At 70.0% G+C, this 19,410-nt stretch carries 19 protein-coding genes and 1 pseudogene; 9 read left to right on the forward strand and 11 right to left on the reverse strand.

What is annotated here, in order from left to right; all coding sequences use genetic code 11:
• On the reverse strand, positions 1 to 967 hold a 967-nt coding region (locus CCN44_RS11640; protein ID WP_143649703.1), incomplete at its 3' end, for a glycoside hydrolase 43 family protein.
• 321 nt (positions 968 to 1,288) lie between these two features.
• Between CCN44_RS11640 and CCN44_RS11645 the strand changes: the two genes are divergently transcribed.
• The 6 genes from CCN44_RS11645 (at position 1,289) to CCN44_RS11670 (ending at position 7,578) form a co-directional block, all read left to right on the forward strand.
• The gene (locus tag CCN44_RS11645) at positions 1,289 to 2,953 is read left to right on the forward strand and encodes a glycoside hydrolase family 27 protein (protein WP_086697594.1); all 1,665 of its coding nucleotides are present in this window, start codon (positions 1,289 to 1,291) and stop codon (positions 2,951 to 2,953) included.
• Positions 2,954 to 3,018: 65 nt separating this feature from the next.
• Entirely contained in the window at positions 3,019 to 4,038 is a 1,020-nt protein-coding gene (locus tag CCN44_RS11650) for a CE1 family esterase (protein WP_086697619.1), read from the forward strand.
• 151 nt (positions 4,039 to 4,189) lie between these two features.
• Positions 4,190 to 5,335: an SGNH/GDSL hydrolase family protein gene (locus tag CCN44_RS11655; RefSeq protein ID WP_086697620.1), complete on the forward strand. Its 1,146-nt coding sequence runs from the start codon at positions 4,190 to 4,192 to the stop codon at positions 5,333 to 5,335.
• A gap of 484 nt (positions 5,336 to 5,819) precedes the next feature.
• Positions 5,820 to 6,290: a DUF5994 family protein gene (locus tag CCN44_RS11660; protein WP_308406197.1), complete on the forward strand. Its 471-nt coding sequence runs from the start codon at positions 5,820 to 5,822 to the stop codon at positions 6,288 to 6,290.
• Positions 6,287 to 6,814 carry a hypothetical protein gene (locus CCN44_RS47620; RefSeq protein ID WP_308406196.1) on the forward strand — a complete coding sequence of 176 codons (528 nt, stop codon included), beginning with the start codon at positions 6,287 to 6,289 and terminating at the stop codon, positions 6,812 to 6,814. The genes CCN44_RS11660 and CCN44_RS47620 overlap by 4 nt, the downstream gene beginning before the upstream one ends.
• A gap of 284 nt (positions 6,815 to 7,098) precedes the next feature.
• A complete protein-coding gene (locus CCN44_RS11670) occupies positions 7,099 to 7,578 on the forward strand; it encodes a DUF5994 family protein (RefSeq protein ID WP_086697596.1) in 480 nt (159 codons plus the stop codon).
• 199 nt (positions 7,579 to 7,777) lie between these two features.
• Here CCN44_RS11670 and CCN44_RS44985 read toward each other — a convergent pair whose 3' ends face one another.
• From CCN44_RS44985 to CCN44_RS11700, 6 genes are all read right to left on the reverse strand, one after another.
• Positions 7,778 to 7,933 (reverse strand): DUF6131 family protein, encoded by a 156-nt coding sequence (locus CCN44_RS44985; protein ID WP_086697597.1) that lies wholly within the window; start codon positions 7,931 to 7,933, stop codon positions 7,778 to 7,780.
• A gap of 84 nt (positions 7,934 to 8,017) precedes the next feature.
• Positions 8,018 to 8,626, reverse strand: coding sequence for an alkaline shock response membrane anchor protein AmaP (locus CCN44_RS11680; RefSeq protein ID WP_086697598.1), 609 nt, complete (start codon positions 8,624 to 8,626; stop codon positions 8,018 to 8,020).
• Positions 8,627 to 8,647: 21 nt separating this feature from the next.
• Positions 8,648 to 9,274 carry a DUF6286 domain-containing protein gene (locus tag CCN44_RS11685; protein ID WP_237480848.1) on the reverse strand — a complete coding sequence of 209 codons (627 nt, stop codon included), beginning with the start codon at positions 9,272 to 9,274 and terminating at the stop codon, positions 8,648 to 8,650.
• 112 nt (positions 9,275 to 9,386) lie between these two features.
• Complete coding sequence (locus tag CCN44_RS11690; RefSeq protein WP_086697599.1) at positions 9,387 to 9,794, reverse strand: Asp23/Gls24 family envelope stress response protein; 408 nt, start codon at positions 9,792 to 9,794, stop codon at positions 9,387 to 9,389.
• A complete protein-coding gene (locus CCN44_RS44395; protein ID WP_158103092.1) occupies positions 9,791 to 9,961 on the reverse strand; it encodes a hypothetical protein in 171 nt (56 codons plus the stop codon). Before CCN44_RS44395 ends, CCN44_RS11690 begins: the two co-directional genes overlap by 4 nt.
• A gap of 108 nt (positions 9,962 to 10,069) precedes the next feature.
• On the reverse strand, positions 10,070 to 10,552 hold the full coding sequence (locus tag CCN44_RS11700; protein WP_086697623.1) for an Asp23/Gls24 family envelope stress response protein: 483 nt from the start codon (positions 10,550 to 10,552) through the stop codon (positions 10,070 to 10,072).
• A 153-nt stretch (positions 10,553 to 10,705) separates the two neighbouring features.
• Here CCN44_RS11700 and CCN44_RS11705 point away from each other — a divergent pair, with 153 nt between their 5' ends.
• Together CCN44_RS11705 and CCN44_RS46090 are read left to right on the forward strand one after the other, a co-directional pair.
• Positions 10,706 to 11,281: an RNA polymerase sigma factor gene (locus tag CCN44_RS11705; RefSeq protein WP_208639756.1), complete on the forward strand. Its 576-nt coding sequence runs from the start codon at positions 10,706 to 10,708 to the stop codon at positions 11,279 to 11,281.
• A 421-nt stretch (positions 11,282 to 11,702) separates the two neighbouring features.
• Entirely contained in the window at positions 11,703 to 11,870 is a 168-nt protein-coding gene (locus CCN44_RS46090; RefSeq protein WP_237480846.1) for a hypothetical protein, read from the forward strand.
• 218 nt (positions 11,871 to 12,088) lie between these two features.
• Here CCN44_RS46090 and CCN44_RS44990 read toward each other — a convergent pair.
• From CCN44_RS44990 to CCN44_RS11720, 3 genes and pseudogenes are all read right to left on the reverse strand, one after another.
• Positions 12,089 to 12,229: pseudogene (locus tag CCN44_RS44990) on the reverse strand (IS5/IS1182 family transposase); the annotation flags it as partial.
• 86 nt (positions 12,230 to 12,315) lie between these two features.
• Positions 12,316 to 12,744, reverse strand: coding sequence for a hypothetical protein (locus CCN44_RS11715; protein ID WP_086697601.1), 429 nt, complete (start codon positions 12,742 to 12,744; stop codon positions 12,316 to 12,318).
• A 189-nt stretch (positions 12,745 to 12,933) separates the two neighbouring features.
• Positions 12,934 to 13,395, reverse strand: a complete 462-nt coding sequence (locus CCN44_RS11720) for an SPW repeat protein (RefSeq protein WP_237480845.1) — start codon at positions 13,393 to 13,395, stop codon at positions 12,934 to 12,936.
• Positions 13,396 to 13,829: 434 nt separating this feature from the next.
• Here CCN44_RS11720 and CCN44_RS11725 point away from each other — a divergent pair, with 434 nt between their 5' ends.
• Positions 13,830 to 15,053, forward strand: a complete 1,224-nt coding sequence (locus CCN44_RS11725) for a PP2C family protein-serine/threonine phosphatase (RefSeq protein WP_086697603.1) — start codon at positions 13,830 to 13,832, stop codon at positions 15,051 to 15,053.
• A gap of 930 nt (positions 15,054 to 15,983) precedes the next feature.
• Here CCN44_RS11725 and CCN44_RS11730 read toward each other — a convergent pair.
• Positions 15,984 to 19,361 carry a type ISP restriction/modification enzyme gene (locus tag CCN44_RS11730; RefSeq protein ID WP_158103093.1) on the reverse strand — a complete coding sequence of 1,126 codons (3,378 nt, stop codon included), beginning with the start codon at positions 19,359 to 19,361 and terminating at the stop codon, positions 15,984 to 15,986.
• Between the last annotated feature and the right edge of the window lie 49 nt (positions 19,362 to 19,410).

Below are 19,410 nucleotides of genomic sequence, written 5' to 3' on the forward strand. Positions count from 1 at the left end.
GGACGACGGGCCAGCCGTCCGAGGTCCAGGAGACCGGCGCCAGAGCGGGCATCCGGCCGCCGGGATAGGCGTCGACGAAGGCCAGGTAGTACCAGGCGCCGTTCTGCGTCCGCACCAGCCCGCCCTGGTGCGGGACGCCACCGCCGGGGATCGGACCGGGCAGGTCGAGGAGCACCTGCCGCATCGTGTACGGCCCGAAGGGACCGCTGGACGACTTCAGGATGTACTGCCCGTTCGCCGGCCGGGTCAGGAAGATGTAGTACTGCCCGTTGATCTTGTAGAAGCGGGAGCCCTCCAGGGTGCCGACACTGGACGGGGTCGTGAACACCTGCTGGGTGCGGACCTGGGTGCGGCCGTCGGGCGACAACTGGGCCACGTGGATGGTGGTGTTGCCGTACGCGACGTAGAGGGTGTCGTCGGTGTCGACGAGCAGCCCCGCGTCGTAGTACGGCGTGCTGAGCGTCGTCAGCCGGTTCCACGGGCCCTCGACGGCGGTGGCGGTGTAGATGTAGGTCCGGGCGAAGTCGATCTGGCCCAGCCAGTAGAACGTCCTGTTGCTCGGCCGGTAGGCCAGTGACGAGGCCCAGATGCCCCGGACGTAGCCGCGCGCACCGTTCAGGTCGTACTTGGCGCCGAAGTCGAGGACGGGCACCGAGTGACCGGCGATCTCCCAGTTCACCAGGTCGTAGGAGCGCAGGACGGGCGCGCCCGGCGAGTAGTGCATGGTGGAGGCCGAGGCGTAGTAGGTGTCGCCGACCCGGATGACGTCGAGGTCCGCGAAGTCCTGCCAGATCACCGGGTTGGTGTACGACGCCGCGGCTGCGCCGGCCGGGCCTGTGGCCGGGGCGGCGGCGCTGGGGGTGGCTGCGGCCGGAGGGAGGAGCGCGCCGGCGGCCAGGCCGGTGGCGACCGCCAGCGCGCGACGACGCGACGGGTGATCGCTTTGATCAGAACATGACAGGTCCATGAGTGGCGTCCCTCCGGGGCGGGGGTGAGTGGAGCGGCTCTGTGTGTTCGGGATTTCGAATGTGGATCGACTTGTCGAGCAGATGGGATGATAGAGAGCTTGCCGAGGCCGTCAATCCCTCCCGCATGAATCGGCAGGGTCATCGAAACATTCGAGGTGGCATGCTCGTGTCGCCGCAGGTCCGTCCCTCGGCCGGCCCGGCCGCGCAGAGGGTTGACATGTCCGGGCGACTCTCTAACATCCGGGGGGCCGTAAGTTTCCGAATGGCATTCGAAATTTCGGACCCTCTGTCTCGGGCGCCCTCCCAGAAAAGGAGCCCTGATGCCCCGACGATCAGGCGGACGGCTGCTCCGCCTCCTCGCCGCCGCGGCGCTCACGGTCACCGCCTCCGCGACGGCCTCGGCCCCCTCCGCCGCCTCCGCCGCGCCGGGCAGTCCGGCCCTCACCCCACCGCTGGGCTGGAACAGCTGGAACAGCTTCGGGTGCGGGATCACCGAGGCCCAGGTGCGTCAGGCCGCCGACGCGATGGTGTCCTCGGGCATGCGGGACGCCGGCTACCGGTACGTGGTGGTCGACGACTGCTGGTTCGACCCCCAGCGCGACCCGGCGGGCAACCTGCGGGCCAACCCGACCAAGTTCCCCAGCGGCATGAAGGCGCTCGGGGACTACATCCACGGCAAGGGCCTGAAATTCGGCATCTACCAGGTGCCGGGCGAACGCACCTGCGCCCAGACCGTGGGAACCTACCCGGGATCCACGGGCAGCAAGGGCCACGAGGCCCAGGACGCCGCCACCTTCGCCTCGTGGGGCGTCGACTACCTCAAGTACGACTGGTGTTCCTCCAGCGGCACGCGCGACGAGCAGGTCGCGCGGTTCACGCTCATGCGCGACGCCCTGCGTGCCACCGGGCGGCCGATCGTCTACAGCATCAACCCCAACAGCTTCCACGCCATCACCGGCGCCACCTACGACTGGGGCGAGGTCGCCGACCTGTGGCGGACGACCGAGGACCTGCTCGACATCTGGCAGAACAACAACACCAACAGCTATCCGATGGGCGTCGGCAACGTCCTGGACGTCACCGCGCCCCTGGCCGCGCAGTCGGGTCCCGGCCACTGGAACGACCCCGACATGCTGGTCGTCGGCCGCCCAGGCCTGTCACTGACCGAGTCCCGCTCCCATTTCGCCCTGTGGGCCCTGATGGCTGCTCCGCTCATGGCCGGCAACGACATCCGCACCATGTCCGCCGACGTGAGCGCGATCCTGCGCAACCCGCGTCTGCTGGCGGTGAACCAGGACGCGCTGGGCGCGGGCGGGCGCCGGGTGCGCGACGACGGCGCCACCGAGGTCTTCGCCAAACCCCTGGCGGACGGTTCGGTCGCGGTGGGCCTGTTCAACCGCGGCGACGGGACCGCGACACTCACCACCACGGCCGCACAAGTGGGCCTGTCGGGCGGACCGTTCACCCTCACCGACCTGTGGACCGGCGGCACGTCGAGCACGTCCGGGCAGATCTCGGCGAGCGTCCCCGCGCACGGCGTGGCCGTGTTCCGGGTGACCGGCGGCAGCCCGCTGGCCGCCACCACCTCGCGTCTGCGGGGCACCGCGTCCGGCCGCTGCGCGGACGTGGACAACGCCTCCACCGCCGCCGGTGCCACGGTGCTGCTCTGGGACTGCCACACCGCCGCCAACCAGCTGTGGACCACCTGGGCCGGCGGCGAGATCCGCGTCTACGGCGACAAGTGCCTGGACGCCTACGAGCGGGGCACCGTCGACGGCACCCGGGTGATCACCTGGCCCTGCAACGGCCAGGACAACCAGAAGTGGACGGTCCGCTCCGACGGGTCGATCCGCAACACCCACGCCGGACTGTGTCTCGACGCCGGCGGGGCCGGCACCGCCAACGGGACCCCGCTGGTCCTGTGGACCTGCAACGGCCGGGACAGCCAGAAGTGGAATCGCGTCGGAAAGGGAGTCGCACGATGACAAGGAACGGAACCGGGAAAAGGACGGCGTCCTTCTCATGGCCTTTATGGGCCGCCGTGACCGCGATGCTGATCGTCCTGAGCACGGGCGGCACGGCACTGGGCCGGGACCTGAGCGGGAACACCCCGCCCACGGCCCCCCGCACAGCTGCCGCGACCGCCGCTCCCAGCTCCGGATGCGGCAAGACCCCCACCCTGACGAGCGGTACGCACACGATCCGGAGCGGCGGCAAGAACCGCACCTTCATCCTGCGGATCCCCGGCGGCTACGACCGCAGCCGCCCCTACCGGCTGATCCTCGGGTTCCACTGGTGGGGCGGCACCTCCACCGACGTCGCCACGGGCCGCACCGTGGAAACAGGCACCTGGGCCTACTACGGACTCCAGCGCCTGGCGAACGACAGCGCCGTCTTCGTCGCACCCCAAGGACTCGACAACGGCTGGGCCAACGCCGGCGGGGAGGACGTCACCTTCGTCGACGACATGCTCCGGCGGATCGAGTCGGACCTGTGCGTCGACACCACACAGCGGTTCGCCCTGGGATTCAGCTACGGCGCCGCCATGTCGTACGCCCTCGCGTGTTCCCGCGCGACGGTCTTCCGCGCGGTCGCGATCCAGAGCGGCGGGCAGCTCAGCGGATGCAGCGGCGGCACCCAGCCCATCGCCTATTTCGGCGTGCACGGCCTCCGGGACAGCGTCCTCGGCATCTCCGGCGGACGGGCGATGCGGGACAGGTTCGTCAGGAACAACGGCTGCACCCCCCAGAACCCGCCGGAGCCGGCACAGGGCAGCCTGACGCACCGGATCACCGCCTACTCCGGCTGCTCGGCCGGGCATCCGGTGGCCTGGGCCGCGTTCGACGAAGGACACATCGCCGCCCCGCAGGACGGCGCCCCCGGTGACAGCGGCTCCAGGACCTGGCTGCCGGGTGAGATCTGGACGTTCTTCACCCTGACGGCCAGGAACGCCTCCCACCAGGCCACCGTCGCAACCGGCGCCCAGACCGACACCGGCTCCCGGGCCGTCCGCCCCGGCACCACCGCCCCGCCCGGCTCCTCCCCGCTGGACGGCACCCACCGCGACTGAGCGCGGTGCCCCCCGGAGACCATCTCCGCGCGCTTGCCCGCCGTCCGGCTGCCCTTGCGCCCTGCGCGACCCCGCCGCCGACGAGCAAGCGCGCGATGACCGGCTTCCGCCACGAGGACCGAGCAAGGAGACACGGATGAAGGGAACGTCGATGACACGCAGGGCGCCGTGGCAGTGGCGCGGCAGGCCGAGGGCGGTGCTGACCGCGGTGGTCTCCCTCTCGGCGGTGCTGTCGTCCGCCTGGGGCACGGCGGGCACGGCGCAGGCGGCCACCGCGGACCGACCGGTCCCTGCCACGGGAGTGCTGGCGCAGGTGCACACCGCGGGGCGGGTCCAGGACGCGGGAGAAACGGTGCGGTACAGCTGGCCCGGCGTGTACTTCGAGGGCATCGTCAGGGGCACCGGCGTCGGCATCGTGCTCGACGACCCGGCCGCCGACTACGACGTCCGGATCGACGGAACCACCATCGCCACGCTGGTCGCACCCGGTGACACCACGCACTGGATCAACGGCCTGTCCGACACCACGCACACCGTCCGGCTCGTCAAGCGCACCGACAGCCCCGGCGACACCAGCACCTTCGGCGGCTTCCTCGCCGCGCCCGGCGGTGCCGTGCTGAGCAGACCGGCGGCCCGCGACCGCCAGATCGAGTTCATCGGAGACTCCCTGACCGTGGGCTACGGCAACCTCTCCACCTCCCGCGAGTGCACCTCGGACCAGGTCAGACGGACCACCAACGCCGACGTCGGCTACGGCGCCCTCACCGCTCGGCGACTGAACGCCGACTACCAGATCAACGGCTACTCGGGGCTCGGCATGGTGCGCAACTACAACGGCGGCTCGCCGGACGTCACGTACCGGACCTTCTACGACCGCGCCCTGCTGAACGTGCCCGGCGACGTCTGGCAGAACCCGGGCACCTGGCGCCCGCGGCTCGTGGTGGTCAACCTCGGCACCAACGACTTCTCGACCCCCGTGCGCCCCGATGAGCCATGGACGCCGGACAGCCTCGCGGCGGCCTACCGCACCGCCTACCGCGACTTCCTCCAGAAACTGCGGACACGCTACGGGACCGGCACCATCCTCGTGGCCGTCGGCACCGGCCAGTTCGCCGCCCACGTCCAGCAGGTGGTCAAGGCCCGCAACGACGCCGGCGACCGTGGGGTGCGCTACTGGTTCCTCGACGACACGGGACTGGACTTCCAGGGCTGCCACTGGCACTACTCGGCCCACGACGACCGACTCATCGCCGACCGCCTCACGTCCTTCATCTCGGGTCTGCGCCTGAACTGGTGAGCACGGCGCCCGGCCGGGAGCCGATGTGCGCACCCTCGTCGCACAGCAGGTGGCACTGCCCTACGTCCTTCCACCAGCCGCTCTGGGGCGCGCACAGGTCCGGCCCTTGTGGTTCGCGGGTGTGCGCTCAGTTCGTGACAGCCATGTGAGGGAGGCCGATGCGGTGTGCCCTGCTCGGTCGAGCCCAGTGGTACGCCGGCCGTTCCGTGGATGTGCCGTGGTGGTCACCGTCGTCGGTCCGGAGCCCACGAGTTCCGGAAGGCAGGAAGCTACGTGGTCATCACCGGCTTTTCGGGCCGGTGAGCGGAGTAGTGTGAAGACACCGGGAGTTTTTCGCGCACCGGCTCCGCTGCGGGTGCCGTTCCCGGTGATCGACAACGCCGGGCCGCACCCACGAGCCCGGGGACAGGTCCGCGCCATGCCCGTGACCATTGACCGTACGACATCGAGCAGGCGCGCACCGCCGCCGACGGCTCGTTTGTCCGTGGCGCCCATGCCGGGCGGGCTGGACGGCATGTGGTGGCCTCGCTCGCGTGCCCTCACCCGCGAGCTGCCGTCCTTGACGGCCGCATTGGGCGATCTCTGGGGTCGTATCACGGGTGTCACCGTGCACCCGGCCTACTGGCCCGTCCTGCCGCACTGGGTGTCCGCCGCCGGGCGCACCGTGCAGGTGGGCTGGTCCATCGAGGGGCAGGATCCGCACAGACTCACTCTCTCCTCCGCCGACGGCCGCCGGGACGTGCTGGTGATCCCGCCGGAAACCGGTGCGGACGCCGCCGCCCGGCTGATGGCCGGCGACGGCATCGATGCCCCGGCCGCGGAGGAGGCAGCAGACAGGATAGATGCCCGAAACAGGGAACAAGCGTGGGAGACCGACGGCGGAGCAGGCCAACCGTCGTCCCTGCGCCGGCCCCCCGACCGGCGGGCGAAGGCCCCGGAGGTGAGAGAACCATGACTGTCATCGCCGTGGCCGTACTGCTCGTCCTGATCGCCGTCGGAGTCGTTCTGATCCACCAGCTCAACGGTCAGCACGCCCAACGGATCGCTGCCTTCCACTACAGCGATGTTCTGCCGGGGGTCGGGCGCCGACCCCGGAGGCACCGTCGGCCGGCGGTGGACGCGAGCGTTCCGACGCGCCCCGCCGCGACGGCGACCGCGGATGACATCGTCGTCGGCCCGACCATGGGCAGGAGAGGAAGGCGCGTCATGTCGATTCTGCGAGATCGGAAGACGTACCGCGAGAGGATCATGCAGGCCCTGTACCAAGCCGCCGAGGGCAATCGGCTCCTGGGCGTCGATGGGGTGAAGCTCCGCACCGACCTCGGTATCCCTGAGCAGGACATGGCCGCTGCCTGTATGTACCTGGCGGACGAAGGCTGGGTCGTCGTGGACTGGGGGAGGGGCAATACGCCCGCGATGATCACACTGACGCACCGGGGGATCCGGCAGATGGAGACGGAAGAGGAAGGGCGTGGCTGAGCCGCCGCGCCGGCTGCTCCGGCCGAAGCGAACCTGCACAAGGATGGTTCATGTCGGATTAATCCCTTTGGCGTAACCTGGAAAGCGGGTCGGCGCACTCTCACGTGCAATGACCCGGAAGGGCGGCTCCGGCGGGTTCACGCCGGAGCCGTTGCCTGTTTCCCTGACCGCGTTCTGCGGCGGGACGCTCGTGCGGGCGTCGTGCGGAGTACGGTGAGGTAGCAGGGTCGTATCGCGGTCGCATGCTCTGCGGTCGCACTGCTCTCCGCGGACGGGCGGACATCATGGCCGACACCCCCGACTTCGCCAGGTTCCTGCCGGACGCCGTTCACCGGTCGGTGAGACCGGGGACGGCCCTGCTGCGACTGGAGACGACACATGCACGCGAGGGAATCCTGGACGGTGCCTGGTGGCCACGGTCCCGGGACATCGGTGCCGAGCTCCCCTCGCTGATCTCCGCGTTGACCGAGCATCTCGGGCCTGTCACCCGGGTCGGTCTGGACGGCAGTGCGTGGGACGGACTGCCGACCCGGGTGGTGGTCGACGGCCGGGTCGTCCACATCGATTCCTTCCCGGTCGGTGACGACACCGTCCTCATCACCCGGGGCGAGCGGGACCTCTTCTCTCTGTTGCTGGTCCCTCCGGACACGTCGCCCGACGCGGCGCGCGCCGCGATGGCCCGGGCCGTACGGGCCGACAACGTCACCGGGGCCGGCCAGATCCTTCTCGACACCGGTAGCGACACGCCGCCTGCGCCGACCTGACAGCCACGGGACCGACTCCCCGTGAGCCTGTGAACTCCCTCCCGCTGCCACCTGATCGGCGAGCGTCCGTTCCGTACCCGTCGCCACGACGGGGCCGCCGACCTGTGGCCGCTGGCTCTGCTCTACGGGCATCCGCGTGGCCAGCGGGCCGGGGGATCGGTGGCCAGCCGTGCGGCGGCGACCAGCTGCGCGGGAGCGATCACCAGTAGTGGCGCCGACCGGCGACAGCGTGTCCCATCGCGCCGAGGACCCACAGGATGGCTCCGACGACCACCAGGATGATCCCGATGGTCCACAGGATGGATATCCCGGTGAGGAAGCCGACGACAAGCAGAATGATGCCCAGGATGATCATGGTTTTCTCCCTTGGGGGGTGCCGATTCCCCGCCAACTGCGAGGGAATGCAAGCGCGTCGAGGTGGGAACGGTCGGTCCCTTCCTTACTCCACCCGGTGTGGTTTGTGGCGGGCGACCTGCAGGCGGACCTCAGTGGGCATGTCAGCAAGGCCGGTGGACCGGCGGGCGGTGCGGAGCGGGCCTTCGCAGAGGGCGCCGAGAGTGGCGCCGGGCGTGCCCTCGGGGGTGAGGGTGAGCCTGACGCGGGTGCGGTGGTGGGCAGGCCGCCCGGTGACGCGCACGGCCGCATGCTCGACCGTCGGCAGGGCACCGGCTTCGGCCGCGATCGCGTCACCGAGTGCGCGGTCGCGCAGTTCGACGCCCCCCTGCAGGGATGTGCCGCCGACGGGCAGTGAGCCGGGACGGCGTCGGCTCAGCTGGTCGAGCAGCCACCACAGGGCGAGCAGGGCGGTGAGGGCGAGGGCGGCGATGACCGCGGGCCACCACCACCAGCCCCGGCTGCTCCAGCGAACCCGGTCGGCGGAGCCGAGCAGGACGTCGTCCGGGGTGGTCAGGGGCCAGCCCGCGGGCGGGACCAGATCATGTCGCCGGTAGAGGTCCAGCCCGGCGAAGAGGATCAGCAGTCCGCCGCCGAGCAGGACCAGGCCGACGAGGGCCAGCAGACTGCGGTTGAGCGTGGATCGCGGCGTCATGGTGCGGGCTCCGGTGCTGAGTCAGTCGGTGCGTTGCCGCACCCGTACGACGATGCGGGGCGGACGGGCGAGGGCCAGCCGGTCGCGCTCCTCGTCGAGGACGGCGGTGAGGTCGTCCTTCACCCGCCGGGGGTCGCGGAAGCGGACGTCCGCGCGGGCTTTGATGCGGTGGCGCCCTACCCGGACGTGCGCCGCGCCGACTCCGGGGACCCGCATCGCGGCGTCACGCAGCAGGTCGGCGGCGCCGTCGCGGGCCAGGAAGGCCCGCAACCGGGGGCAGTCGGCGGGTGAGCGCAGGGGCAGCCAGCGGCGCTGACCGGGCGTGAGGGCCAGGACGATCAGCCAGACACCGACGGCTGCGGCCACGGCGGCTCCCGTGAGCATCCACACGTCGTCCACGGGACGGGTGGCCAGTTCGTCGGCCAGATGCCGTCGCCAGGCCGCTGCCGGACGTCCCGCCCGTACGGCGATGACGTCGACCAGCGCCGCGACCGCAGCCACGAGGATCGCCGTCGCGACCAGAGCCGCCGCGATGCGGCGCGTCGACCACTTGCGGTGGGTCCGGTGCCCTCTGTCGGGCTCACCGGGTGGGAGATCCGCGGTGAACACGTCGCGCTCGCGCGGGTCGGGTTCCTTCGTCAGCGGCACGGCGCCACGGTGCGCGGGCGACGCGGGGCTGCGGCCCGGAGGGCCGGGATCGGGTGTCATCGTGATCGCCCTTCCTCCACGGGGTGCCCGGCGACACGGGCCACGTGGCCGCTCACTGGACCCGCCCCCGGCTCCCCTCGGCGGCGGTCACCAGCCGCCGTACCGTGAGGAGGACCTCTCCCACCCGCAAGCCGGTCAGCTGGGCCACTCGTTCGGCGACGTCCTGCTGGATCCGCTCACAGACATGGGGGATGTCGGTGGGGTAGGGCAGGTCCAGGGCCAGATGCAGGCGCACCGATCCGGGATGGACGGCGGCGGAGACGCTGGGTGCCGTCGGCCCGCCCCGGTCCGGCGGTACGGCGGCACGCCGGGACTGGGCCGTGCGTGCGGCCTGCGTGGCGATACGGGCGACCACCCTGTCCGGGATGACGGTGGCGCCCCGCTCGGCCGGCGGCGGCAGGCCGGCGGCCGAGGCCGGTGGGCCCGATCCCTCGCCGGGGGAACCGGGCCGGTTCTTCACCGCTGCCTCCGTGCCGGGAGGTCGAGGTCGCCCTGGACGACGAGGCCGGCGATCAGCCCTGCCGCACCGAGGACCAGAACCAGCAGAAAAGCCCAGAAGCCGCCGAAATAACCGGCGAAGCCCAAGGCCATGCCGGCCGCGAGGCCCGTCGTTGCTGCGTTCATCATGCACTCACCCGTCTCGCGTACGTACGTCGCCGTCCGCGTGATCACTCGCGCAGGCCCTGAGGGCGCGGCGGTCGTCACCCGCGCAGGCCCCGAAGGCGCGGCGGTCGATCACCGCACCCGGCCCTCGTCCGGTTCGGCCTCTTCCTCCTCGTCGGGCAGGTGAACGTCGTCGACGGCGATGTTCACCTCGACGACCTCCAGGCCCGTCATCCGCTCCACGGCGCTGATGACACTGGTGCGGACGTCGCCGGCGACGTCGACGATGGGGACGCCGTACGCGACGACGACGTCCAGGTCCACGGCGGCCTGGCGCTCGCCGACCTCCACCTTCACCCCGCGCGTGACGCCTGCGCCTCCGCCGGGGACGCGTTCCCGCATGGCGCCCAAAGCGCGGGCCATTCCCGCTCCCAGGTTGTAGATGCCCGGTACCTCGCGGGCGGCCATACCCGCGATCTTGGCTACGACGCCGTCGGCGATGGTGGTCTTCCCTCGTGTCTCGGCCGGAGCTCCGGCCCCGGCCCGGCCCTTCAGCGCGCTCACGCCTGTATCGGACCGGCCGCCCCCGCCGACGCTGGTGTTGTTCTCCGTCATGACGGTCGCCTCGATCGGTCGGCCGGACACCGGAGTGGTGCCCGTCAGAGGGTTGGACACACGGCGCGGCGTACGTCTCACGCCCATGTCATGTGATATGCATCACATCTCTGTGTGGGGGTACACGCTCGTTCCGAGCTGCGTGGGAGCGTCATGACCGAACACACTGCTTCTCCACGACTGGGAGCCGACCTGCCCGACCGATTGCTGGTCGTACGGGCGGCCGAGGGGGACGATGACTCCTTCGCCCTTCTCGTTCAGCGGCACAGCCGGCCCCTCCTGGCTCTGGCCCGCTGCATGCTGGGCAACCCCCAGGACGCCGAGGAGGCCGTTCAGGACGCCTTCGTCAGCGCCTGGCGGCGACTGCCGGAATACCGTCACAGCGCGGAGTTCCGCACGTGGATGTACCGGATCACCGTCAACCGCTGCCTGACCATGCGCCGCCGCCGACCGCCGCCCCTTCCCCTGGACATCGTCGCCGAACCTGCGACGGACGACGCGTGGAGCCAGCCCGCCCGGACCGCCGAGCAGGACGCAGCCACGGCCGCCCTGTCCCGCGCGCTCGCCGAGCTGGACGCCGGCCAGCGGGTCTGCTGGATCCTGCGGGAACTGCAGAGCCTGCCCTACAAGGAGATAGCCCACGTGACGCGTACCAGCGAGCAGACGGTACGCGGCAGACTGTTCAGGGCACGCCGGTCCCTGCAGGAGGCGATGGGCCCATGGCACTAGACGACCCGCCCAAGCGGCCTTCCGAACCACCGGGAGCCGACCGGCCCCGCACCGGCTCAGCCGTCGACGTGTCCCCGTTCGATGAGGTCCTCCACTCGGCCGGGCATGCCCTGGGGCTCGCGGTGAGGGCCGTCGACATCACCGTGGTCGACGTACTGGAGCCGTGGCCGCCCCCCCCGGCCCCGGCCTCGCGACCGGCGGTGATACGTGAATGACCGCCACCGGCACCACCGCGCTCCCCGGCGTCGCGGCCGAGGCGGTCCTCGCGGTCCCTGGCGTGGCCGGCCTGCAACCCCGCCTCGCAAACCGCCTCGCGGCAGCCGCCGCGCCCACTCGGGCGAACACCAGGCCGCACCGCACGCCGCCCGCGGCCGGCATGAGCGCCGACCGGGCGCCGGACGGTTCGGGATGACACATCGAGGTGCGCTGCGTCCTGACCGAGGGACGGCGGGTGCTGGACATCGCCCGGAACGTCCACGACCGGGTGTCTGCCGCCGTCGTCGCCCACCTCGCCACCCACGGTGTCGCGGAGCCGGTCACCGTCGCGGTCACGGTGACCGGTATCGCCGTCCGGAACGACGCGGCATGAGCGAAGGCGCGGGCACGGGCCCCGCGAACCGTCGCTCCTTCGCCTCCCGCGCTGACTGCGGCGGCGGGGTCCTGGGTGAGCGGTTCCCCGGTGTGGTGCAAGGAACGCCGGCCCGAGCTGCCGACCCGCCGCAAGAAGGCACCGCTTGGTGCGAAGTACCCTCCCGATGAGTTCACGCACTTCCCCGATCAGCCAGCCGATCATGATCCGGACGGCCGTCGCGCGGGACGCCAAACGGCGGCGTGCTCGGCTTCCCGTTGCGGACCGAGGCGGGTCTGGCCCCGTCGTCTGCGGTGCGGGATGAGCAGGCCGGTGCCCTGGTCGCCGTCTTCGGCGATGGTCGGGATACCGCGGCGGGCCGTCCGATTCGCGGACTACCAGCGGAAGACGGCACGCGGCGTACGAGACCGGGAGCCCGGCGTCGACAGGACACCCGGGCCGGCCTTCAGTCCTGTTCCCGGCGTGGGGACGGATCCGGGGGGAAGGCCAGGCCGGTGACGGTGCCGGCCTGCACGATCGGGCCGTGCTGGGTGCCGCCGGAGACGGTGTTGTGCACCGTTGCCGGGTGGCCCGGTGCAGCGACCGCCAGTCGGCGCAGCGACGCTCCGAGAGCACTCAGGTCCTCGCCGGTGAGCGCCCCGGTTTCCACCAGCCGACCGAGACGGGTCTGCCACTCGGCCGCGATACCGGACGTGGCGCGCTCGTCCGCCGCGGTGCCGGTGAGGAGCAGTCGCGTACGCGCGTCGTCAAGGCCGGTGATCGCGGTGGTGTCCGCGCCCGCACGTGCCAGGAACCGGCCCATCAGTGCCCGGGCGTGAGCCCAGGAATCAGTGACCATGAGGGAGACCAGGGTGGTGGCTCCCGATGCCGCCATCGCGGCCAGTTCGACGCGAGCTGCATCGGATCCCGGGACGACGTTCCCCGGCGCACGGCGAAAGGCAGGCCACGACACGGCTGTCCGGACCAGCCGGGGCCCGCTCCCGCCGCGTCCGGAGGCAGACGCCGAACTCGAACTGGAGAGGGGGCGGGCTCAGACGCGGCCGGAGGTGTCGGTGCAGGGCGTCTACATGCCGCCGCGCGCGCGGGACGACTCCGCTGCGCGGACCGCTGCGCTTGCGGCCATGGTCAGCAGGAAGGCCAGTATGCCGGTGATGACGTTGTTCACGATCGTCTTCGTCGTGTCGACGTTACCGGCGACCACCCACGGGGCGATGATGGCCCACACGCCCAGGGCGCAGCATGCCCACGCCATGCCGTGCGTGCGTTCGTAGGCGCGTCCGAATCCTCCGCTCATCAGGACCGCGTAGGCGATGCCGGTGAGCAGGTTGCTGACGGCCAGTGTCGACAGAGTGTTGAAGCCCGTGATCCACGGCGATGCCGCGAGGTACAGACCGGTGAGGAGGGCCAGGGTCTCGATGGCCTGTCCCCTGGGCGTGCTCGTGGTGCGCTCGGCCATCTCGTGCCTGAGTCGCATGTCGAGTATGTCCGGGTGCGTTTCCATCGACGGCCGGGGAGAAGTGGTCATTTTCTTCACCTTCGCGAGGACGTGCGTTCGGACTTCTGCGAGTACCCACGTGGGGAATCGCAACCAGCCGCCCGGTCGGGTACGGGTGCCCCAAGGGCGCCGGCCGCCGGCTCGACCCGGGCGGTGCCTCCCTGTCCGTACCTGACGCCGGGAACGTGACCGGCGTCCCCGATGCGCGGGTGTCGCAAGCGGCCAGGGCTGTGCTGATGACCGATCCGTCGGCGCCGACGGAGCCGACGGAGTATGTTGAGATCAGTTCTCGGGCCCTGACCCGTCGGTGGTGTGTCCCGGCGGCGCCGGGCGGCGCCGGCCGCGGTAGTGATCACCGCTCGTACGAGGGCCGGAAAGGGGTCGTCCCATGCGATGTCCCTCCCGTACCCCGGTGCAGGTCGCCATGGCCTCGACCGGACTCCGGCGGCCGAACAGGATCGGTCATGGCTGACAGGGCCGCAGCGGCCCTGTCACTGGTGCGGATGCTCCAGGCCGGTCACACCGTCACGTTGAAGCAGCTTCCGGACCTGGTCGCCGCGCACGCCGCAGAGGCCGGACTGTACGACACGGTCGTCTACGTCGTCGACATCCGTGAGACGGTGCTGCGTCGGCTCACCGGCAAGAGGAATGACGCCGCCGGGGGAGGACAGGAGTTCACCGTCCAGGGCAGTCTGCCAGGCCAGGCGTACCAGCGTGTGGATGTGCTCGCCGAGCCCGCATCGGCCGCCTCACCGGGCGGGCGGCGGCGGTGGTGGGTGGCTGTCACCGACGGCGTGGAGCGTCTGGGCGTGCTCCGCGCCGACAGCGAAACCGACGACGAACCGACCCGTGACATCCTGCGCGATCTCGCCTCGACCACGGCATTGCTGCTGCTCAGCAAGCGTTCCTTCAGCGACTCCTACGCGCGGCTGGTGCGCACCGAGCCGATGAACGTCGCCGCCGAAATGCAGTGGAACCTCACCCCGCCGCCCGCTTATGCCGGACATGACGTCACCGTGGGGGCGGTGATGGAACCGGCGTACCAGGTCGGCGGTGACGCCTTCGACTACGCCGTTGCCGACACGACGCTGCATCTGGGCGTCTTCGACGCCATGGGCCATGACACGACCGCCGGTATCACTGCGAACGTCGCCGTGGCCGCCTGCCGCAACGCCCGCCGCCAGGGCGCGTCGCTGACCGAGACCAGCGAGCAGGTGGAGCAGGTGCTGCTGGAGCAGTTCAGCACCAGCCGCTACGTCACCGCCATCCTGGCCGACCTCGACATGGTCAGCGGGCGGCTGACCTGGATCAACCGTGGTCATCCCCTCCCCCTGCTCATCCGCGACAACCGCTGGGCCATCGAGCTGGCCTGCCCGCCGGCCGGTCCCCTGGGTACCGCTCTGGGCCTGCCGGTGACCCAGCGCACCGAACACCTGCAACCCGGTGACCGCCTGCTGCTGTATACCGACGGGATCGTCGAAGCCCGCGACACCTGCGGTGACGAGTTCGGCCGGGACCGGTTCGTCAGCTTCATCCGCCGTCACCACGCGGGTCGGCACACCCTGCACGAGACCCTGCGCCGGCTCATGGCGGCCGTCATGGAACACAACGCCGGGCGGCTCGCCGACGACGCCACCGTCCTGCTCACCGAGTGGCGCGGCGGGCACCAGGACGAACTCACCCCGTGAGGCGCACCAGCCAGGACGGACTGACATGTCTGATCGCCGCCTACCGCACCGCCCGCAGCACCGGCGTCCGCCTCGCACTGATCGCGCCGAGCCGGCCGGTGCTGAAGATGTTGTAGCTCACCGGCGTCGACCAGGCACTCGACAGCCCCTCCCTGGGTGCCGCGACGGTCAGGCGTCCTCGTGGGTCCACGTACGAGTCTTCCGGTACGAGTCTCGGCAGTGCCGGGCGTGCCGCGCCGCCAGGGGCAAGAGCAGCCGGCTTGCCCTGGCCGTGTGAGATTTCGTGAGACGTGAGAAGGTCTGGGGCGTGAGTGAGACACCCCCGAACACCCTGCAATACCGCTTCGACGGGCCAGAAGACGCTCCGGTCCTGATCCTGGGTCCCTCACTGGGTACCACCTGGCACAGGTTGTAGAGACCGTCCAGGGGCGTCTACGCCAGTCCAGCGCGGGCATGAAATAGCAGGTCAGGTCCTGCTGGTCTCGGAGGGTCCGCCCAGTTAGTGATTGCAGTGTGATAGACGAGTGATACGGCGTGGGCCCCGCCTGGGGGCTATGCGTGGGCCGCGAGACGACGAAGCCGCACCAGAGAGCTCCGGCGCGCCTCGTCGTGAAATCGGCTGCGCTGTCGGGCACGATGCGGTCGGCGTCTCATGCGGCCCGTGTCTCTGTGACGTTCTGGGGTGCGCCTACTTTGCGATTGCACTCGCACATGCGTCGAAAGAGCCGGTTCCGTCAGAGAGCACAGCACCTCCTCGAGCACGGATCTGCCCAATCGGGTGGTGAGGATTCCCGTCGGATCGCTCCGGCGGGGGGCCTGCGTAGGCGGGGACCTGATACAACGACGCCCCGCTGGCCTGCTGCGGCGGGGCGTCATCGTGCCAGTATTCCGTTAATGTTGCGGGCGTCAGGCACTCAGGCCGGGCGGGTGTCAGTCCGAGAAGTCGAGGCTCTCCTGACCAGGGCCGGGGGCGCGTCGAGACTTCCGCGGCGGTTTCGGTTCCTTGGTTGCGTAGGCAGGTACGGGCAGGATGCCCTCGCCCCGTAGGTCGTCGGTGGTGATGAGCGGGCCGCTGCTCACGGCGTCCAGCAGCCGGGCCTGTCGGGGTTCGAGGGCTACGAGGAGCCCGAGCGCGTTGATGAGGTCAAGCAGGTCAACGGTCCACCGGGCAGGCCAGGTCGGGGGCAGGATGTCGTTCAACGGGGTCTGTCGTTCCACGTCTGGCTTCCGCTTGCGGAAGCTGAACCACTTGCGGATCACCTGCACCCCGCCGATCCGATAGTCCCAGACTTCCGGCGCCACGGGACGTATGCAGCCCGTACCCACCGTGAGGGTTCGCGTGGACGCGTCGTAAGAGATGTCCGCAGGTAACCCGTCGTCCTCTCCGATCACGACGACGCATTCCGGTTGTTCCTCCGGGGGAAGCCTCGGGGACGAGCCAGGTGAACTGTCGTGGTGGGATGCGAAGCGCTGGCCGTACGTGTGAATCCACACCGTGCGCCTGCCCACTTCCACGAGCTCCGCCCACAGAGCCGGGTCGCGTGTTATAGGGATACGGACACCGCGCTCGGCGAGGTTCGCGGCGAAGCGGCGGGTGTAGCCGCTGTGGCCGGCTGTTCCCGCGATGTACGCGAAGAGGTCCTCGGCGGTGACCGTCACGCCGTGCGTCTTGGTGAGCAGCCGCAGCAGGCCAGGGGTGACGTTTGGTTCAGCCTGGTGGGGGTGACGGTAAAGAGGGGCGACGCGGCCGCCTTCGGTGCCTTTGAAGTGATGAATGTCGGGCAGAAGGGCGGTGAAACTCACCGCCGGCCCCGGACGGCCTGATTCCGTGTGGAGTTCGGACAGGTAGATCTGGCGCTGGTCGTTGTGGGCGAACCACAAGGCCGGCCGAGGTCGGTCGATTACTCTTCGGTCCGCGATGATGTACTGCCGGTCGAACGTCATCCGTCCGTACTTGACGATGACTGGAACCCTCTCTTTCTCTGCGGCAAGACTGCCCGTCTCCTGCTGGCCGGGCAGTGGTGGTTCCAGCTTGTCCGGACGGCGGTCTCCGGTGCTCTTCATCAGCTCCGCTTTGGCGTCTGCCGGAGCCTGGATGAGCCTACGCCACCGTTTCTCCAGGACGTCCCGGCTGGGTGAGACGGGCCAGCTGCGGTTGTTCTTGTTGCCGGAACTCGTCCAGGGCAGCAGGGCGTCCACCGGTGGCATTGCCGACCACTCGGAGTCGGACAGGACGTGAAAAGGCGCGGTCCACTGTGTGCGGCATAGTTGCCAGGAGGTTCCGTCGCGATGACCGTCGAGGCCAAGCCCTTCCAGCCAGTTGAATTTCTCCTCGCGTGTGCCCGCGGGGACGTCGAGTCGCCAGACGCGCGCCGGTGTACCCGCGTCCGGGGCGCCATGGCGGACGAAGACGGCGATGCAGATCTCCCGCTTGACATCCTGGAAGACTCGGGTGCGCGTGTCGGAGTAGGCGCCCTCGGGGGAGAGACCGATGACCCAGCCCTCGTCGGCGGCCTCGCGAAGGTAATGGCGCATGCCGGCCGTGCCCTCGCTGTCCAGGTATCCGGAGTTGGTGATGAGGGCGACGATCCCGCTGGGGGCCTTCGGTGTTCCCGAGGCGGTCAACTGGTCGAAGACCTTCCAGGTGGACCACGCCCAGAAGTAGACGTAGAGGTTGTCGAGGGCGTATCCGACGCGTCCGTTGTCCTCTGGGTGGAAGCGGGCGAGGATCGGGCCCTGGCCGTTCGGGTTGCCCTCGGTGACCCAGCGTCCGACGCCCGACTGTCTCGCGCCCCGCAGGTAGGGCGGATTGCCGATGACCACCATCACCTTCTCGTCCGCCTTGATCTTGTTCGCCATTCGGCGGTGGCGGGCGATAGCCTCGTACATGAAGCCGAGGTGGTGCTCGACGGCGGGATCGTCGAGTGTGTCGGCCACCAGAAGCCTTGGCGGGCGGCGCGTGATGTCGGCGTCGTGGGACCGGAAGGCGTGGTGCACACGGAGTTCGGCGACGGCGTACGGCCCGGTCTGTTTCTCCAGCCCGACCAGTCGGCCCGAGAGTTCCCGGAGAAGCCCGGACTTGAGCGTGCTTCCGTGCTTCAGTGACAGGGACTTGGCGACATGGTCGATGATGTTGATGAGGAAGGTCCCTGTGCCCATGGCAGGATCGACGACGGTGACGTCCTCGCTTCCGTAGCCGTCCTCCTGGCCGAGCCGGTCACGCAGCACCTCGTCGGTGAAGCCGACCATGAAGCGGACGACCTCGCCGGCCGTGTAGTAAGTACCCGTCCGCCGTCGCAGTTCCGGGTCGTAGGCGCCCAGAAAGCCCTCGTACAGGTGGAGATAGGCGTCTCCGGTCTCGTCCTTGAACATCTCGGGGTCGACGGCCGATAAGACGTCGATCAGCGGGTCGATGATGCCCCGCAGATCGTCGAGGGCGTCGTCCGTCAGCACCGCGAGCGCCTTGCCCATCAAGGAATGCCGCTTGCCCAGTCGGATCGCGACCTCGGGAAGCGTGAGCCTGCCCAGATCAATGTGCTCAAGGCGAGCCAGCAGCATGGCAAACGTCAGCGTCTGACTGTATTGGTCCGCGAACTCCTCCGGGCGAGCATCGGGAAAGAGCAGGTCCTTCCAGTTGTCGGCCAGGATCGAGAACGCAGCGTCAGCCTCCCCGTGCTCCTCGCGGGTGAGACGCTCGGTGACCTCGTCACGCAACAGGGCGCAGATTCCTGCGATGCGCTTGACCAGTTCGTTGATGCTGTCGTGGACGATGGGCGCCGGCAGGAAGAAGTGCGTGAGGGCACGCTCGAACCCGGTGTCCGCGACGACGAGTTGCCGACTACCGGAATCGAGGTCTCCGACCAGGATTCCGGTCGGGCCGACCTGTACGCCGAAACGGTAGACCGCCCACTGGTATCCGTCGGTGTACAGCACATTGTGGAGTGCCTTGATCTTCTCCCACTGCTTGCGGTCGTGGCTCCTCACAGACCACTTCTCCGGATCGGCCCCCGAGCCCGGCTGCTTCAGCTCGACGTGCCCTAGGGTCCTGCCGCCGCAGGCGATGGCGAAGTCGGGCCGGATCCCGAGTTCCTTGATGCGACTCTGACCGTGGACGATGAGCTTGAGGCGTTGCCGTGAGGCCATGCCGCGCAGCAGATGCTCCACCGGCGCGGTCAGGCTGTCCTCCTTACTGCTGACCGCCCCTGCGGGACCTTGCAGCTTGGCCCTGACCTCCTCGCCGAACTGGGCGACGAGGTCCGCGACCGATCCGGTCGTGCCCTTTCCCGCCCAGACGTCCCCTCTTGCCATCGGCCCCCCAAGGTTGCACCCACGCCGACGATCAGACCCATAAAGAATG

The organism is Streptomyces tricolor, assembly GCF_002155905.1.
GTDB lineage: Bacteria > Actinomycetota > Actinomycetes > Streptomycetales > Streptomycetaceae > Streptomyces > Streptomyces tricolor.

Coding starts and splice junctions, on each gene's coding strand:
- CCN44_RS11645 (WP_086697594.1), top strand. CDS start 1,289: ATGCCCCGACGATCAGGCGGACGGCTGCTCCGCCTCCTCGCCGCCGCG.
- CCN44_RS11650 (WP_086697619.1), top strand. CDS start 3,019: ATGCTGATCGTCCTGAGCACGGGCGGCACGGCACTGGGCCGGGACCTG.
- CCN44_RS11655 (WP_086697620.1), top strand. CDS start 4,190: ATGACACGCAGGGCGCCGTGGCAGTGGCGCGGCAGGCCGAGGGCGGTG.
- CCN44_RS47620 (WP_308406196.1), top strand. CDS start 6,287: ATGACTGTCATCGCCGTGGCCGTACTGCTCGTCCTGATCGCCGTCGGA.
- CCN44_RS11670 (WP_086697596.1), top strand. CDS start 7,099: ATGGCCGACACCCCCGACTTCGCCAGGTTCCTGCCGGACGCCGTTCAC.
- CCN44_RS44985 (WP_086697597.1), bottom strand. CDS start 7,933: ATGATCATCCTGGGCATCATTCTGCTTGTCGTCGGCTTCCTCACCGGG.
- CCN44_RS11680 (WP_086697598.1), bottom strand. CDS start 8,626: ATGACGCCGCGATCCACGCTCAACCGCAGTCTGCTGGCCCTCGTCGGC.
- CCN44_RS44395 (WP_158103092.1), bottom strand. CDS start 9,961: ATGATGAACGCAGCAACGACGGGCCTCGCGGCCGGCATGGCCTTGGGC.
- CCN44_RS11700 (WP_086697623.1), bottom strand. CDS start 10,552: ATGACGGAGAACAACACCAGCGTCGGCGGGGGCGGCCGGTCCGATACA.
- CCN44_RS11705 (WP_208639756.1), top strand. CDS start 10,706: ATGACCGAACACACTGCTTCTCCACGACTGGGAGCCGACCTGCCCGAC.
- CCN44_RS11715 (WP_086697601.1), bottom strand. CDS start 12,744: ATGGCGGCATCGGGAGCCACCACCCTGGTCTCCCTCATGGTCACTGAT.
- CCN44_RS11720 (WP_237480845.1), bottom strand. CDS start 13,395: ATGACCACTTCTCCCCGGCCGTCGATGGAAACGCACCCGGACATACTC.
- CCN44_RS11725 (WP_086697603.1), top strand. CDS start 13,830: ATGGCTGACAGGGCCGCAGCGGCCCTGTCACTGGTGCGGATGCTCCAG.
- CCN44_RS11730 (WP_158103093.1), bottom strand. CDS start 19,361: ATGGCAAGAGGGGACGTCTGGGCGGGAAAGGGCACGACCGGATCGGTC.